Origin of the sequence: Diaphorobacter sp. JS3051, assembly GCF_015832135.1 — a bacterium.
Classification (GTDB): domain Bacteria; phylum Pseudomonadota; class Gammaproteobacteria; order Burkholderiales; family Burkholderiaceae_C; genus Diaphorobacter; species Diaphorobacter nitroreducens.
Genome location: NZ_CP065406.1, coordinates 1,118,633 through 1,133,238, shown reverse-complemented (window position 1 = coordinate 1,133,238; position 14,606 = coordinate 1,118,633). Strand labels below are relative to the sequence as shown.

Here is a 14,606-nt window from a genome sequence, read left to right as displayed (position 1 = left end):
TGATCGATGACCCATGAACCACACCCTCGTCCCTGATGAACTGGATGTCCTGGTCGAGTTGCTGCCAACCCCCGGCACGCGCGTCATCGAACTCGGATGCGGCGGAGCGCGCATGGCGCGGCAGATGCTGCAGCGTTGGCCGGACATGCGGTATCTGGGGCTGGAAGTGGACCTCCGGCAGCACGCAATCAACCTGCAGGACACGCCGCCGCGCATGCGCTTTGCCGTGGGTGGTGCGCAGGCCATTGCATGCGATGACGCGCAGTTCGACCTGGCGCTGATGCTCAAGTCCCTGCACCACGTGCCGCTGGATGCGATGGACCAGGCGCTGACCGAAGTGGCGCGCGTGCTGCGTCCCGGCGGGCATCTGTACGTTTCGGAGCCGGTCTACGAAGGCGCGCTCAACGAGATCGTGCGCCTGTACAACGACGAAGGCATCGTGCGCGCCGCTGCGCAGGCGGCGCTGGACCGCGCCCTGGCCGTCCGCAGCACCTGGGAGCAGGTGGCGCAACGGCGATTCGACATGCCTGTGCATTTCGAGGACTTCGCTCAGTTTGAGCGGCGGATGATGAACCCCACCTTTGCCGACCACCGCATCGACGCGCCCCTGCGCGAGCGCGTGGCGGCGGCCTTCGCGCCGCATTGCACGATGGAGGGAGCGCACTTCGTGCGGCCCATGCACGTGCGCCTGCTGCGGCGTGTGGGTTGATGAAAGCAACACCATGATGGATACGGATCTGCGATCCTGCGAGATCGCCGTGATAGGCGCAGGCCCGGCTGGCCTGATGGCCGCCGAGACCGCCGCAGCGGCGGGCCTGAGCGTGGATGTGTTCGACGCCATGCCTTCGGTGGGACGCAAGTTCTTGCTGGCGGGCAGGGGCGGGCTGAACCTCACGCATTCCGAACCGCTGGCGGCCTTCATGGCGCGCTATGGCGATCGCCAGCAGGCGCTGACGCCCTGGCTGCGAGACTTTGGCCCCGAGGACTTGCGCGCGTGGGCTGATGCCTTGGGCACGCAGACCTTCGTCGGTACGTCGGGCCGGGTGTTCCCCAAGGACATGAAAGCCGCGCCGCTTCTGCGTGCCTGGCTGCAGCGCTTGCGCGGGCAGGGGGTGCAGCTGCACATGCGCCATCGCTGGATGGGCTGGGCCGACGCATTGAATGGCATCACGCCGCCTGTGCTGCGCTTTGCCGCGCCGGCGGGAGAGGTGCGGGTAAGGGCGCGCGCCGTCGTGCTGGCCCTGGGCGGCGGCAGCTGGGGCCGCCTGGGCTCGGACGGTACCTGGGCGCCGCTGCTGGCGCAGCGCGGCGTGCCTGTAGCGCCGCTGGCGCCGTCCAACTGCGGTTTCGACGTACCGCGCGTGGATGCGCCCGTGGGCGAGACGCGGCGAGAGTTCTTTCTGGAGCTCATCGGCCGAGGCGCGCCCGCCGTCGGCTGGACGCCGCATTTCGTCGAGCGCTTCGCGGGCCAGCCCTTCAAGTCGGTGGTGCTGTCCTTCACCGACAGCCAGGGCCGGCGCTTTGAGCGGCGCGGGGAATTCGTGGCCACGGCCACGGGCGTGGAAGGCAGCCTGGTCTATGCGGTCTCCAGCCTGCTGCGCGACGAGATCGTGGCACACGGTCACGCCACCTTCCACCTGGACTTGCTGCCCGACCACACGCCCGAGCGCGTGCTGGCCGAGGTGCGCCACCCGCGCGGCTCGCGCAGCCTTTCCACCCACCTCAAGAGCCGGCTGGGCCTGGACGGCATCAAAACCGCCGTCCTCTACGAACAACTGGGCAAGGACGGTATGTCCGACCCGGTGGCGCTGGCCCATGCCATCAAGGCCTTGCCCATCACCGTGGTGGCAGCACGCCCATTGGATGAGGCCATCAGCACGGCCGGCGGCGTGGCCTTCGAAGCGCTGGATACGCGCCTCATGCTGCGCACCATGCCCGGGGTTTTCTGCGCGGGCGAGATGCTGGACTGGGAGGCGCCCACCGGGGGTTATCTGTTGACTGCGTGCTATGCCACCGGGCGTGCGGCAGGGGCGGGTGCCGCGCACTGGCTGGCAACGCAGGCGTAGTACAGCAGGGGCGCCGCTTTAGGGCATGCTCTGCGGTCATTGCAAGAAGGTCGGCGTCAACCCAGAGCGTTGCTGAGCGCGCGGTCAAAACTTCGCGCGGTAATACACCATGGGCCCGCCGCGGCGGGCGCGCAGCACCAGCCGCGCATCGCCTTGCAACTGCACGCCGATGGCGCCCAGCTCGGGGACCAGACCGCGCGTGCGCGATGCGGACCATTGCACCTCCAGACGGGTGCCAAAGTTGCTGCCCTGGTCGCGACCCCAGATCATGCCCATGGCGTCGTGCAGGCCCGTGTGCGGGTGGGTGCGGGCCCAGGCCTGCAGGTCCAGCCGTACGCGCGGCTGCAACTGTGATCGCCAGCGCAGACCCAGGTCGTAAGCCAGCGGGGTGCCTGACGGGTAGGCCGGGCTGACGGCTCCTGCGCGGGCCGCGCCGTCCGACGGAACCACCACGCCCAGCGTCAGCCCCAGGCGAGAGGCTTGCAGCGGCGTAAGCCAACGGGTGATGTCCGTGTACTGAACGCTGTTGCCGAATGCTGCGCGCGGAAGATCGCTGCCGTTCAGGTCGGGGTAGGTGGCGGTGTTCTGTGTGAAGGCGGCGGATGAAGGCTCATCCTGAGCCTCTCGCAATGCGGCCGCAGCACCGTCTGCCAGGCTCTCATCGCCCCGGGCGGGAAATGCCGCGCACAGGCACAGCAGGCACACAATGCTCCAATCCATGGCCGGCCGTGGCAGCGGCCGGAGCAGATGACTTGCAAGCAGCGCGGACATGGCAGACAGCATGGCGGCACGGGACAGCAAGAAAGTGGATCGGTGGCGAGAACTCCTGGTGCGCAGTATGGACCGCGGGCACATGCTTGTCGCGATCGCCGTGCTTGTGTCGCTGTAGGACGGAGCTGACGCATGCCGTTCATGTGCAGGCAACGCCGCAACCGCCCGATGAAACGCAAAGCGCTCAGGCGACGCAAAAAAGAAGGGGAAAGAAAAGAAGAAGGTGACGAGCCTTACCCCCGGCACTGGCTCCACAGTTAGGGCTGCTTGGTTCCCCACCTGACCCGGTTGGCCGCTTCACCATGCGGGGAGGCCCGTCGCCCGTGATTGTACGACGAACCACGCTCTGCCCGTGGCCTGTCAGAACTTTGCCCGGTAGTACAGTATGGGGCCACCGCGCCGGACGCGCAGCAGCAAACGTGAGTCGCCCTGCAGCTGCACGCCGATGGCGCCAAACTCGGGCGTGCTGGGCAGCGAGTAACCGTCTGGCTCGGGGTAGTCCCGCGCACGCAGATCCAGGTCCGCAGGTAGTGCCTGCTGCTGCGTGGATCGTCGGCGGAGGTGTCTTTAGAACCATCCTGGGCCTGCGTCGGCGGCTGCAGGCACAGACACAGTAGCCAGCAGGCGAGACGCACCGCAGCCGACCGGGTCAGCAACCCTTGTCGCGATAGCCGCCTGCGGGCCGCAAGGGCTGGAAGCAGGGCGGGCAACATGGCGGTACGGTGCGACTGGCAGTTTGCAGTCGTTCCCGGGGAGTGTGAATCCTGGCAGAGAGCAGATCACCCTCGGTCGGCGCGGTGGCCTGCGTAGGCCCGGGCCAGCTAGAAGCCTTGGCGCGCTGCGTGTCTGGCCCGCACATAGAATCACGCCCCATGTCCTATCTTGTGCTCGCCCGCAAATACCGTCCCAAGACCTTCTCTGAGATGGTGGGGCAGGAGCACGTGGTGCAGGCGCTCTCCAACGCGCTCACGCAGCAGCGGCTGCACCACGCCTACCTGTTCACCGGCACGCGCGGCGTGGGCAAAACCACGGTCTCGCGCATCCTGGCCAAGTCGCTCAATTGCCAGGGTCCGGACGGCCAAGGCGGCATCACTGCCACGCCCTGCGGCGTGTGCCCGGCCTGTACCGACATCGACAGCGGCCGGTTTCCTGACTACACCGAGCTGGATGCCGCCTCCAACCGCGGCGTGGACGAGGTGCAGGGGCTGCTGGAGCAGGCCGTCTACAAGCCGGTGCAGGGGCGCTTCAAGGTCTTCATGATCGACGAAGTGCACATGCTCACGAACACGGCGTTCAACGCCATGCTCAAGACGCTGGAGGAGCCGCCGGAATACCTCAAGTTCGTGCTGGCCACCACCGATCCACAGAAGGTGCCGGTCACGGTGCTCTCGCGCTGCCTGCAGTTCAACCTGCGGCCCATGGCGCCCGAGACGGTGCTGGAGCACCTCACCCGCGTGCTGGCCGCCGAGAACGTGCCCGCCGAGCCGCAGGCCCTGCGGCTGCTGGCCCGCGCCGCGCGCGGTTCCATGCGCGACGCGCTCAGCCTGACCGACCAGGCGATTGCCTTCGGCAGCGGCCAATTGCAGGAAGCCGCTGTGCGCCAGATGCTGGGCAGCGTGGACCGCAGCCATGTGTTCCGTCTGATCGACGCGCTGGCGCAGGGCGATGGCCGCACGGTGGTCGAGACGGCGGACACCCTGCGCATCAACGGCCTGTCCGCCGCCTCCACGCTGGAGGACATGAGCGCCGTGCTGCAGCGCATGGCCGTGCTGCAGGCCGTTCCGCAGATGGCTGCGGCCGCGGACGCCAGCGACCCTGAGGCGGCAGAGGTTGCGCGCCTGTCTGCCGCCCTGCCGGCCGACGAGACGCAGCTGCTGTACAGCATCTGTCTGCACGGCCGCGCCGATCTGGGTCTGGCGCCCGACGAATATGCCGCGCTGACCATGGTGCTGCTGCGCCTGTTGGCGTTCAAGCCGGCGGCTTCGGAAGGCGGCGCGGCTGCCTCGGCTGAAAAAAAAACTCTGACGCGGCCTGAAGCCGCAGCGCCGTCGGCCCATGCGCCGGCCGATACGCCGGTAGTCCAGGCACCGCAGGCTGTGCCGGCCGCCGCGGACCGGGCTCCCGCACCGTCGCCGGCGTCGGTGCACCCGGCTCCTGTCGCGGCGCCCGCGATGGACTGCGCGACTGCCGCGCCCGCCCGGCCCGCCGCATCGGCAGCACCCACGCGGGCGCAAGCCACGCCGGACGATGTGAACCAGGCCGTGCAGGACGCGTTGGACGCGGGCGACCGCGAATCGCCCCCGTGGGAAGCCGGCGATACGGCCCAGGCGCCCGTACGGGCCGCAGCGCCTGTGCGTCTGCCCGTACGCTCCCCTGAGGATCTAAGGCAAAAAACACCTCCAGCGCCCGCCCATACAGCGCAAGCAGCTCCTGAAACGGTAGCAATACCCGTGCGTACCGCGCCGGAACCCGGCGCGCGCCTGCAGCCCTTGCCATCGGCGGCCCCGGCACCCGCGCGGCTGGTGCGCACGGAGGAGGGCGATGTCTGGCATGCCACCGTGCAGCAACTCATTGCCCAGGAGGCCATCACCGCCCTGGTGCGCGAACTGGCGCTGCAGTCGCAACTGGTGGCGCGTGACCCGGACCATTGGCTGCTGCGCGTGGAGCGGGAGTCGCTCAACCAGCCCACGGCGCGCGAGCGCCTGCGCGCAGCGCTGGAGGCCGCGGGCCATGCGCGCCAGATCAGCGTGGAGGTGGGTGTGGTGATCGACAGCCCCGCGCGCCGCAACGCGCACGCCGCGGCCGAACGCCAGCGCGTGGCCGAGGAGATCGTCCACAACGACCCCTACGTGCAGCAACTGATGCGTGATTTCGGGGCGAAAATCGTCCCGGGCAGCATCAAGCCTGCATAACCATTTTTGAAACGCAAAGGAAACCATCCATGTTCAACAAGGGACAGCTCGCCGGCCTCATGAAGCAGGCCCAGGCCATGCAGGACAACCTGAAGAAGGCCCAGGACGACCTGGCCAACATCGAGGTCGAGGGCGAATCCGGCGCCGGCCTGGTGAAGGTGCTGATGACCTGCAAGCACGACGTCAAGCGCGTGACCATCGACCCCAGCCTGCTGGCCGACGACAAGGACATGCTGGAAGACCTGGTGGCCGCCGCTTTCAACGCCGCGGTGCGCAAGGCCGAGGAAACCTCGGCGGAGAAGATGGCCAAGATCACGGCCGGCATGCCAGGCCTTCCCGGCGGCATGAAATTCCCCTTCTGAGGGCAGGCTACTGCGCGCCGGCCATGCGTCGTGGGGCGGTGCTCGCAATCCTCACGTACTAGGCAAGTACGTTCCGGTTGCTGTACTCCGTCCGCCTCGCCTGGCAGGCGCTCGCTACGCCCTTGGGGGCGGCGTTTGCACTCCGAAATCCATTCTTCATGTCCGACACCAGCTCCCTTGACGCACTGATCCAGGCCCTGCGGCGCCTGCCCGGTGTGGGCGTGAAGTCGGCGCAGCGCATGGCGTTTCATCTGCTGCAGCATGACCGCGCCGGAGCGCAGGTGCTGTCGCAGGCGCTCGCGCAGGCGGCAACGCAGGTACGCCATTGCGAGCGCTGCCACACCTTCACCGAGGGCGCGGTGTGCGAGACCTGCCTGGACCCGGCGCGCGACGCCACCCGCCTGTGCGTGGTGGAGACGCCCGCCGACCAGGCCGCGATGGAGCGCACCGCGGCGTTCAAGGGGCTGTACTTCGTGCTCATGGGGCGGCTGTCGCCGCTGGATGGGGTGGGGCCGCGCGACATCGGTGTGCACAACCTGCTGGAGCGCGCCAGCGACGGCGTGGTGCAGGAGGTGATCCTGGCCACCAGCTTCACGGCCGAGGGAGAGGCCACGGCCCACGCGATCGGCGAGGCGCTCAAGCGCCGCGGCGTGCACGTCACGCGCCTGGCGCGGGGCGTGCCCGTGGGCAGCGAGCTGGAATACGTGGACCTGGGCACCATCGCTCATGCGCTGGCGGATCGGCGCTGAATATCAAAAACAATAGCTGCTAGCGCTTGTTGGATAAGCGCTGGAGGTCAAAAACACTGCAAAAATGAACACAACAATGCATGTGGCCCGCTTCACCGTGGCCTACTGGTGCGTGCTGATTGCGGCGCTGCTGCCCATGGCTTGCGCGCTGCTGGCCAAGCGGGGGGGCTTTCGCGGCAGCGACAACCACGACCCGCGTGCGTGGCTGGCTCGCCAGACCGGCTGGCGCGCCCGTGCCAATGCGGCGCAGGCCAACAGTTTCGAGGCGCTGCCGTTCTTCATCGGCGCGGTCATCATTGCCCACCAGCTGGGTGCGCCGCAGATGATGCTGGACCTGCTGGCCTTCCTGTTCGTGATGCTGCGCGTGTGCTACATCACCATGTACGTGGGCGACATGCCCACGGCGCGCAGCCTGGTGTGGGGCGCGGGACTGCTGGTCAACATCGCCATCCTGCTGATCGGCTGGCGCTGACACCAGCGGTTAAAGGTGCTGCTGCGGCACGGGGATCTCCGCGGTGCGCATGCCCAGCGCGGTGACCACGGCGCTCAGCAGGGCCATGGCGCCGCAGAACACCAGCAAGCCGCGGTTCAAGCCCAAATGGTCCGACAGCCAGCCCATGCCCAGGATGGGCACGATGGTGCCCAGGTATCCCACGATCAGGTAGGACGACAGCAGGCCGCCGCGCTCTTCGGGCGTGGTGAGCTTGGCCACCACGCCCATGCCCGCCACATTGGCCAGCCCATGGCCGAAGGCCGTGGCGATCACCGCCGCGCCAAACACCAGCGTGGCGCCGGTGAGCGTGGTCGCCATGAGCAGCAGGTTGCACAGCACCAGCGCGCAGCCGCTGGCCAGGGCCACGCGCTTGGTGCGCCAGTTGCGCACCATGAACTGGAACGCGGACGACAGGAACAGGATCATCGCGATCGACAGTCCGCTCACGGCCGGCCCATGCCAGGGCACGATCTCCTGCATGAAGCTGGGCGCCAGCGATGAGTACAGGCTGAACATGCCGAAGGCACTGAAGGCGCCCATGCTCGCCAGCCAGAACTGGCGCCGGCGCAGGCGCGGCGGCGGCGTGAGCCGCGGCATCCACTGTGCGATCACGCCGCGCCAGGTGCCGGGCGGCAGGGCGTCGTCCCGCGTTCCCCCTGTGGGCAGCCCGCGCAGTTGGTGCAGCGCATACACCGCCAGCAGGCCCATGGCCGCCGTGGGCACGTAGGCAGTGACGAGCGGGTGGGGCACCCACTGGGCCATCAAGCCGCCCACAAGCGGCCCCAGGCCGAAACCCAGCGTCATCGCCACGGTGGTCAGTGCGGCCGTGCGCCGTGGATCACGCCCGGGGCGGGCCTGCACCATGCCGATGGAGGCCGAGGTGGTGATCATTCCCGACGCCAGCCCGATCATGAGCCGCGCCAGCATGAAGACGGGCACATTCCACGCCAGGGCTGACAGGACCACGCCCGCGGTCATCAGCGCGAGGCCCGTGCGCAGGATGGCCAGGAAGCCGTGGCGCTGCGTGAGCCGCCCCAGAAACAGCAGGCTGGTGAGCGCGCCGAACATGTACACCACGAAGAGATGCGTGATGTCGCTGGGCTTGAGCCCCCAGGCCTGCTGGTAGAGCGGGTACAGCGGGCTGGCCAGCGCCGTGCCCATGACGCCGACGCACATGGCATAGCCAATCCAAACAACGGGAGACCAGGAGCGTTCTTGCATAGGTGGAGGGAGAAAGCCCGCGCGGTGGGGCGCGGCGGCGACGGGGAGCCGGCAGCGGGGCGTGTCGGGAACGGTGAATGGTGAATGGTACGGTGTGCGAGGGCCCCCATGGAGGCCGCCGGCGCTAGACCCCACGCGCCACGCAGCCGTGGATAGGTGGTGCGCCATACGCCTGTGCTGTCGGTGGTAGGCGAGTCTTGCGCATCGCTGGGCGGGCGGGCGCCGTTTCGCCACTCGCCCTGGCAGGACGGCTGCAGTTGCGCGTGTTCCTGCCCCAGGCGCAGGCGCACGCCGGCCCGGGGATGTGCCCCGTCACCTAAAATCGCCCCTGTGCTCCGCTACTGCGTGGCATTGCCGCCCGACCGGGGCAGCGCCCGGCTCGCTGAAGCACGCCTCATAACGGGGCCGTCTTATGTGCCTACTTTTTGTTCGTTGGGTTTTTCATAACGAACAATTACATTCACCCGCTGTTCTGATCTTCACCCGCCGCGGCTGGCCATCCCTGAGGGGGCAGCCTGCGCGCGCTTTGCATTGCATTTCATGATTGACCTTCGGGGTATCACCCAGATCTACCCGGGCCCGCAGGGCCCCGTCGAAGCCCTGCGCGGCATCGACCTGCATGTCACGCCGGGCGAGGTGTTCGGCATCATCGGCCGTTCGGGCGCCGGCAAGAGTTCGCTGGTCCGCGTCATCAACCTGCTCAACCGCCCCACGTCGGGACAGGTGATGGTGGCGGGGCGCGACATGACACAACTGTCCGACGCCGACCTGCGCGCCGCGCGCCGCGAGATCGGCATGGTGTTCCAGCACTTCAACCTGCTGTCGTCGCGCACGGTGTTCGACAACGCCGCGCTGCCGCTGGAGCTGGCGGGCATGCCGCGGGCCGAGATCAAGAAGCGCATCGACCCGCTGCTGGACCTGGTGGGCCTGGCGCACCTGGCCGACCGCTACCCGGCGCAGATCTCGGGCGGGCAGAAGCAGCGCGTGGGCATTGCGCGCGCGCTGGCCAGCAACCCGAAGGTGCTGCTGTCCGACGAGGCCACCAGCGCGCTGGACCCCGAGACAACCCGTTCCATCCTGGACCTGCTGCGCCAGGTGAACCGCGAAATGGGCGTGACGGTGGTGCTGATCACGCACCAGATGCAGGTCATCAAGCAGATTGCCGACCGTGTGGCCGTGATCGACGCGGGCCGCATCGTGGAGATGGGCCCGGTGGTCGACGTGTTCACCCGCCCGCAGCAGGACATCACCAAGAGCCTGATCGACGAGATCGTGCCCCAGGAGCTGCCCGCCGGGGTGCTGGCGCGCGTGCGCAGCCTGGCCGCGCGGCTGGAGCCGGGCGCGAGCGGCCAGCTGCTGCGCCTGTCGTATGCGGGCGAGCATGCCTACGAGCCGATCCTGTCGCACCTGATCCGCGAGCTGGAACTGGACCTGTCCATCCTGCATGGCCAGATCGACGAGATCCAGGACCAGACCTTCGGTTCGCTGGCGGTGTACGCCAGCGGCAACATGGCGCGCATCGGCGCGGCCATCGACTATCTGCGTGCCAACGGCGTGGTGGTGCGCACCGTGGAAGTGACAGGCTGAGGGGCGGGCGATGTTCGAGAACTTTTCTGAAATGATGCTGGAGTTGTTCGTCACCTCGCTGTGGGAGACGATCATCATGGTCGGCGTGTCCGGCATCGTCGGCGGCCTGGTGGGCATTCCGCTGGGTGTGTTCCTGCGCCTCACGGATGCGGGCGGCGTGCTGGAGAACGGCCCGGCCAACAAGATCGTGGGCTGGATCGTGAATGCCGTGCGCTCCACGCCGTTCATCATCCTGCTGGTGGCCATCATCCCGTTCACGCGCTTCATCACCGGATCGTCCATCGGCACCTGGGCGGCCGTGGTGCCGCTGACCATCGCCGCCGCGCCGTTCGTGGCGCGGCTGGTGGAGACGGCGCTGCGCGAGGTCGACAACGGCCTGGTGGAGGCCGCGCAGTCCATGGGCGCCACCACCGGCCAGATCGTGTGGAAGGTGCTGCTGCCCGAGGCGCTGCCCGGCATCGTGGCGGGCCTGACTATCAGCTTCGTGAGCCTCACGGGCTACTCGGCCATGGCCGGGGCCATCGGCGGCGGCGGGCTGGGCGACCTGGGCATCCGCTACGGCTACCAGCGCTTCCTGCCCGACATCATGCTGGCCGTGGTGGTCATCCTGATCTTCTTCGTGCAAGCCATCCAGAGCCTGGGTGACTGGGCCGTGCGCCGCCTGTCGCACCGCTGATGCAGGACAGGAGGGCGCACACGGGATGTGTGTGCTCCTGATTTGATAGCTTTTGGCGCTTGTGCAGCGGGCGCTGCGGGCTGTTTTGACAGAAGACCTGCGTGTGCGGGCGGCTTGGCCGATACTCGATGGCAAAGCCACTACCACGAAGGAGACCCCGCCATGTCCGCACTGCCCGCCTTTGCGCCACCGGATGACGCGCTGTTCCAGCGCGCCCAGTCCCTGCTGGACGATGAATGGCTGGCCCACGATGCCGATCTGGCTCCCGTGCTGCCCATGGTGCTGGCGCGCGGCGTGGGGCAGGACTGGCACAAGGCCGGAACCTTCCGCCATCACCTGGTGGGCGTGGCCCGGTCGCTGGCGCTGTGGGGCCAGCCCCGGGACGTGCGTCTGCTCGGGCTGCTGCACAGCGTGTACGGCAATGCCTTCGTCGACCTGGTGAAGTTCGACGCGGCCAGCGAGCGCGGCCGCCTGCAGGCGCTGGTGGGCGAGAGCGCCGAGCACCTGGTGTACCTGTTCTGCACCATGAGCCGCGCGCAGTTCGTGCAAAAGGTGCTGGCCGGCGAGCTGCAGGCCGACGGCTCGCTGGTCGTGGAGAAGAACGGCCCCGCGCCGCGCCAGACCGTGCACCTCGCACCCTACGAGGTGGCGGCTTTCACCATCGTCAGCATGGCCGACACGATCGAGCAGTGGTTCAGCTGGCAGGACGACATCTACTCGCGCTTTCCCGCCGTCGATCCTTCGCGCCCACAGGCCGTGCACTGGGCCGCGTCGCTGTGGCCCGGACCCATGCGCCCCACGGCCCGCATGGTCAGCCAGATCGCGGCGCTGGGCCTGGCGTTGCAGCACCCCGGGCTGCGCGGGCAGTTGCCGCTGCCGCCCGTGTTCGACCACTGCAGCCAGGGCCTGACGGCGCAGGACGAGGCGGCCGCCACGGCCCTGTATTGGTCGGTGATCCAGTTGGCGCAACCGCTGGTGGACCTGGACGGCGCCACGGCCACGCTGGAGCAGGCCGTGCGCCTGAACCCCTGGGTGGGCGAGCCGCAGATGGTGCTGGCACAGCTGTACCTGTCGGCCGGCCGCGCGCAGGACGCGGCGTGCGCCTCACGCGGGGCGCTGCAGGCCTTCAGCGCCTGGGGCAATGCCTGGGACAAGCGCGTGCAGTGGGACGCCTGGATCGCCTGGACGCGCATCCTGCTGCAGTCGGCCGAGGAGGGCGGCTGGCCCGCGCGGCTGGACAAGCTCAACAACGTGGCGCTCAAGGGCTGACGGGGCGGCGCCGCGGCCTTCCCGGGGAGGTGGAGAATGCGCGGCCTTTCACCCCCTCAGGTGCTCTGCCGCCCGGGTGCTCTTCATGTGTGCGGGTTCTTTGGATATGGAAAAGTAATCGTTCGGAGGGCGCGCCGCAGGGGCTACGATGCCGGCTCTCCCTGTAACGGTATGAAAGGTTTCCCGTGATTTCCAAGCGCTCCCTGCTCCAATCGACCCTGGCCCTGGCTATGGCCGCCGGCCTCTCGGGCCACGCCCTGGCGCAGGACAAGCCGCTGAAGATCGGCGTGACGGCGGGCCCGCACGCGCAGATCTTCGAGCAGGTCAAAAAAGTGGCCGAACAGCAGGGCCTGAAGATCCAGGTGGTGGAGTTCAGCGACTATGTGCAGCCCAACGCGGCTCTGGCCGCCGGCGACCTGGACGCCAACAGCTACCAGCACAAGCCCTACCTGGATGCGCAGATCAAGGACCGTGGCTACAAGTTCGCCGTGGCGGCCAACACCGTCAACTTCCCCATCGGCCTGTATTCCAAGAAGGTCAAGAAGCTGGCCGACCTGAAGGAAGGCGCGCGCTTCGGCATTCCCAACGACCCCACCAACGGCGGCCGCGTGCTGCTGCTGCTGCAGGCGCAGGGCCTCATCAAGCTCAAGGACGGCGCAGGCCTGAAGGCCACGCCGCTGGACGTGGTGGGCAACCCGAAGAAGCTCAAGTTCGTGGAGCTGGACGCCGCGCAGCTGCCGCGCTCGCTGGACGACCTGGACGCCTCGGCCATCAACACCAACTTCGCCATCTCCGCCGGCCTGAACCCCAAGACCGATTCCATCGCGCAGGAAAGCCCGGACGGCCCCTACGTCAACCTGCTCGTGGTGCGTGAGGCCGACAAGAACAAGCCCTGGGTGGCGCAACTGGTCAAGGCCTACCAGAGCGAGGAGATCCGCCGCTTCATCGAAACGCAGTTCAAGGGCTCGGTGCTGGCAGGCTGGTGATGGCGCGCGGCGGGGGGGGCTCGACCGCCCCGGCCCCGGTGCCGTGACCGCCGCTTGTCTGACAGCAGTGTTCCACGGCGGCCCGTAAGATGGTCCGGCCGCCCGCCATCGCGATGGCGCTGCGCGGCGCCTACTTCTGCCAGAAAGGGTCCGTATGAGCCACTACCGCATTGCCGTCGTCGTCGGCAGCCTTCGCAAGGATTCGTTCAACCGCAAGCTGGCCCACGCGCTCGCGCGCATGGCGCCCGCGGACTGCGAATTCCACCAGGTTCGCATCGACGATCTGCCGCTGTACAACCAGGACGACGACGGCCAGCAGGCCGAGTCCGTGCAACGGCTCAAGAAGGAGATCGCCGGGTCGCAGGGCGTGCTGTTCGTCACCGCGGAATACAACCGCTCCATCCCCGGCGTGCTCAAGAACGCCCTCGACAACGCATCGCGCCCCTATGGCCAGAGCGCCTGGGCGGGCAAGCCCGCGGGTGTGATCGGCGTGTCCATCGGCGCCATGGGCACGGCGATGGCGCAGCAGCACCTGCGCAATGTGCTGGCCTGCCTGGACATGCCCACGCTGGGCCAGCCCGAGGCCTTCATCCATGCCAAGGACGGCCTGTTCAACGAAGACGGCACCATCGGCGAGGGCAGCAAGGACTTCTTGCAGCGCTGGATGGACCGGTACATCGCCTGGGTCAAGCGCCACAACGGCTGACGATTGCTATCGATTGGATAGCTGTTTGCGCTTGACTATCAAGGGTTAGAGCCTATTTTGATAGGAAAAAACCCGCCCCGGCATGGCCGGAGGCGGGTTTTGTTTGGCGAGGCGCCGGGGCCGATCAGGCGGCCTGGCTGACGCGGTCCTGGTTGGCGGCATGGGCCTTTACGTGGGCCTCGATCGCCTGGGCGGCGGCGGCCAGGGCCTGGGCCCTGGCATCGCCACCCATGGCCACGCCCTCGGCGCGCACGAAGCGCACGTCGGTCACACCGAAGAAGCCCAGCACGGTCTGCAGGTAGCTTTCCTGGTGCTCCATGGCGCGGCCGCCTTCGCTGGTGGAATACACGCCGCCGCGGCTCGACGCCACGATCACCGTCTTGCCCTTGGCCAGGCCCTCGGGGCCGTTGGCGGTGTACTGGAAGGTGCGGCCGGGCTGGGCGATACGGTCGATCCAGGCCTTGAGCTGCGTGGGGATGGTGAAGTTGTAGAACGGTGCGCCGATCACCACCACGTCGGCCGCCAGGAACTGGCTCACCAGCCGCTCGGACACGGCGTTCTCGCGCTGCTGCGCCTCGCTCAGGCCGTCGGTCTGGCCGGTACGCGGTGCCATCGCATCCATCGTGAAGTGCGCAGGCGCGTCGGCCACCAGGTCCAGGTAGCTCACCTGGGTGGCGGGATGGCTGGCCTTCCAGGCCTCGACGGTCTGCGCCGTGAGCTGGCGCGAGACGGACTGGTCACCGGTGATGGCGGAATCGATGTGCAGCAGTTGCATGGAAATCTCCTGGAGATAGGGACAAACCCGCAA

Annotated in this window: 14 protein-coding genes and 1 other RNA gene; 11 read left to right on the top strand and 4 right to left on the bottom strand. The window is 68.1% G+C overall.

The features are described 5' to 3' along the window. The first annotated feature begins 13 nt into the window (after positions 1–13). On the top strand, positions 14–709 hold the full coding sequence (locus I3K84_RS05355; protein ID WP_041838822.1) for a class I SAM-dependent methyltransferase: 696 nt from the start codon (positions 14–16) through the stop codon (positions 707–709). Between the two features lie 13 nt (positions 710–722). Then, entirely contained in the window at positions 723–2,066 is a 1,344-nt protein-coding gene (locus I3K84_RS05350; RefSeq protein ID WP_196995651.1) for a TIGR03862 family flavoprotein, read from the top strand. 84 nt (positions 2,067–2,150) lie between these two features. On the opposite strand, the gene I3K84_RS05345 is transcribed toward I3K84_RS05350, so the two are convergent. After that, positions 2,151–2,786 (bottom strand): hypothetical protein, encoded by a 636-nt coding sequence (locus I3K84_RS05345; protein WP_231403414.1) that lies wholly within the window; start codon positions 2,784–2,786, stop codon positions 2,151–2,153. 273 nt (positions 2,787–3,059) lie between these two features. Continuing rightward, positions 3,060–3,156: signal recognition particle sRNA small type (ffs, locus tag I3K84_RS05340), an RNA gene on the bottom strand. Between the two features lie 553 nt (positions 3,157–3,709). Here ffs and dnaX point away from each other — a divergent pair. From dnaX to I3K84_RS05320, 4 genes are all read left to right on the top strand, one after another. Then, positions 3,710–5,749 (top strand): DNA polymerase III subunit gamma/tau, encoded by a 2,040-nt coding sequence (gene dnaX, locus I3K84_RS05335; RefSeq protein ID WP_196995650.1) that lies wholly within the window; start codon positions 3,710–3,712, stop codon positions 5,747–5,749. A gap of 29 nt (positions 5,750–5,778) precedes the next feature. Further along, positions 5,779–6,111 (top strand): YbaB/EbfC family nucleoid-associated protein, encoded by a 333-nt coding sequence (locus I3K84_RS05330; RefSeq protein WP_011805555.1) that lies wholly within the window; start codon positions 5,779–5,781, stop codon positions 6,109–6,111. A gap of 158 nt (positions 6,112–6,269) precedes the next feature. Next, on the top strand, positions 6,270–6,860 hold the full coding sequence (gene recR, locus I3K84_RS05325) for a recombination mediator RecR (RefSeq protein ID WP_011805554.1): 591 nt from the start codon (positions 6,270–6,272) through the stop codon (positions 6,858–6,860). Positions 6,861–6,924: 64 nt separating this feature from the next. Next, a complete protein-coding gene (locus I3K84_RS05320) occupies positions 6,925–7,332 on the top strand; it encodes an MAPEG family protein (RefSeq protein ID WP_041838824.1) in 408 nt (135 codons plus the stop codon). 9 nt (positions 7,333–7,341) lie between these two features. Here I3K84_RS05320 and I3K84_RS05315 read toward each other — a convergent pair whose 3' ends face one another. Next, on the bottom strand, positions 7,342–8,574 hold the full coding sequence (locus I3K84_RS05315; RefSeq protein WP_011805552.1) for an MFS transporter: 1,233 nt from the start codon (positions 8,572–8,574) through the stop codon (positions 7,342–7,344). 540 nt (positions 8,575–9,114) lie between these two features. Between I3K84_RS05315 and I3K84_RS05310 the strand changes: the two genes are divergently transcribed. The 5 genes from I3K84_RS05310 (at position 9,115) to I3K84_RS05290 (ending at position 13,798) form a co-directional block, all read left to right on the top strand. Next, on the top strand, positions 9,115–10,161 hold the full coding sequence (locus I3K84_RS05310; RefSeq protein WP_196995649.1) for a methionine ABC transporter ATP-binding protein: 1,047 nt from the start codon (positions 9,115–9,117) through the stop codon (positions 10,159–10,161). Between the two features lie 10 nt (positions 10,162–10,171). After that, positions 10,172–10,837: a methionine ABC transporter permease gene (locus tag I3K84_RS05305; protein ID WP_011805550.1), complete on the top strand. Its 666-nt coding sequence runs from the start codon at positions 10,172–10,174 to the stop codon at positions 10,835–10,837. 162 nt (positions 10,838–10,999) lie between these two features. Further along, positions 11,000–12,106 (top strand): DUF6817 domain-containing protein, encoded by a 1,107-nt coding sequence (locus tag I3K84_RS05300; RefSeq protein WP_196995648.1) that lies wholly within the window; start codon positions 11,000–11,002, stop codon positions 12,104–12,106. Positions 12,107–12,291: 185 nt separating this feature from the next. Then, entirely contained in the window at positions 12,292–13,092 is an 801-nt protein-coding gene (locus I3K84_RS05295; RefSeq protein WP_011805548.1) for a MetQ/NlpA family ABC transporter substrate-binding protein, read from the top strand. Between the two features lie 154 nt (positions 13,093–13,246). Continuing rightward, complete coding sequence (locus tag I3K84_RS05290) at positions 13,247–13,798, top strand: NADPH-dependent FMN reductase (protein ID WP_196995647.1); 552 nt, start codon at positions 13,247–13,249, stop codon at positions 13,796–13,798. Positions 13,799–13,922: 124 nt separating this feature from the next. Here I3K84_RS05290 and I3K84_RS05285 read toward each other — a convergent pair whose 3' ends face one another. Further along, positions 13,923–14,573: an FMN-dependent NADH-azoreductase gene (locus tag I3K84_RS05285; protein ID WP_172206720.1), complete on the bottom strand. Its 651-nt coding sequence runs from the start codon at positions 14,571–14,573 to the stop codon at positions 13,923–13,925. Positions 14,574–14,606: the final 33 nt, after the last annotated feature.

Bases quoted from the DNA above. Each gene is read 5' to 3' on its own strand.
- I3K84_RS05285 (WP_172206720.1), bottom strand. From the start codon at position 14,573: ATGCAACTGCTGCACATCGATTCCGCCATCACCGGTGACCAGTCCGTC.
- I3K84_RS05290 (WP_196995647.1), top strand. From the start codon at position 13,247: ATGAGCCACTACCGCATTGCCGTCGTCGTCGGCAGCCTTCGCAAGGAT.
- I3K84_RS05345 (WP_231403414.1), bottom strand. From the start codon at position 2,786: ATGGATTGGAGCATTGTGTGCCTGCTGTGCCTGTGCGCGGCATTTCCC.
- I3K84_RS05310 (WP_196995649.1), top strand. From the start codon at position 9,115: ATGATTGACCTTCGGGGTATCACCCAGATCTACCCGGGCCCGCAGGGC.
- recR (WP_011805554.1), top strand. From the start codon at position 6,270: ATGTCCGACACCAGCTCCCTTGACGCACTGATCCAGGCCCTGCGGCGC.
- dnaX (WP_196995650.1), top strand. From the start codon at position 3,710: ATGTCCTATCTTGTGCTCGCCCGCAAATACCGTCCCAAGACCTTCTCT.
- I3K84_RS05355 (WP_041838822.1), top strand. From the start codon at position 14: ATGAACCACACCCTCGTCCCTGATGAACTGGATGTCCTGGTCGAGTTG.
- I3K84_RS05330 (WP_011805555.1), top strand. From the start codon at position 5,779: ATGTTCAACAAGGGACAGCTCGCCGGCCTCATGAAGCAGGCCCAGGCC.
- I3K84_RS05315 (WP_011805552.1), bottom strand. From the start codon at position 8,574: ATGCAAGAACGCTCCTGGTCTCCCGTTGTTTGGATTGGCTATGCCATG.
- I3K84_RS05350 (WP_196995651.1), top strand. From the start codon at position 723: ATGATGGATACGGATCTGCGATCCTGCGAGATCGCCGTGATAGGCGCA.
- I3K84_RS05320 (WP_041838824.1), top strand. From the start codon at position 6,925: ATGAACACAACAATGCATGTGGCCCGCTTCACCGTGGCCTACTGGTGC.
- I3K84_RS05305 (WP_011805550.1), top strand. From the start codon at position 10,172: ATGTTCGAGAACTTTTCTGAAATGATGCTGGAGTTGTTCGTCACCTCG.
- I3K84_RS05300 (WP_196995648.1), top strand. From the start codon at position 11,000: ATGTCCGCACTGCCCGCCTTTGCGCCACCGGATGACGCGCTGTTCCAG.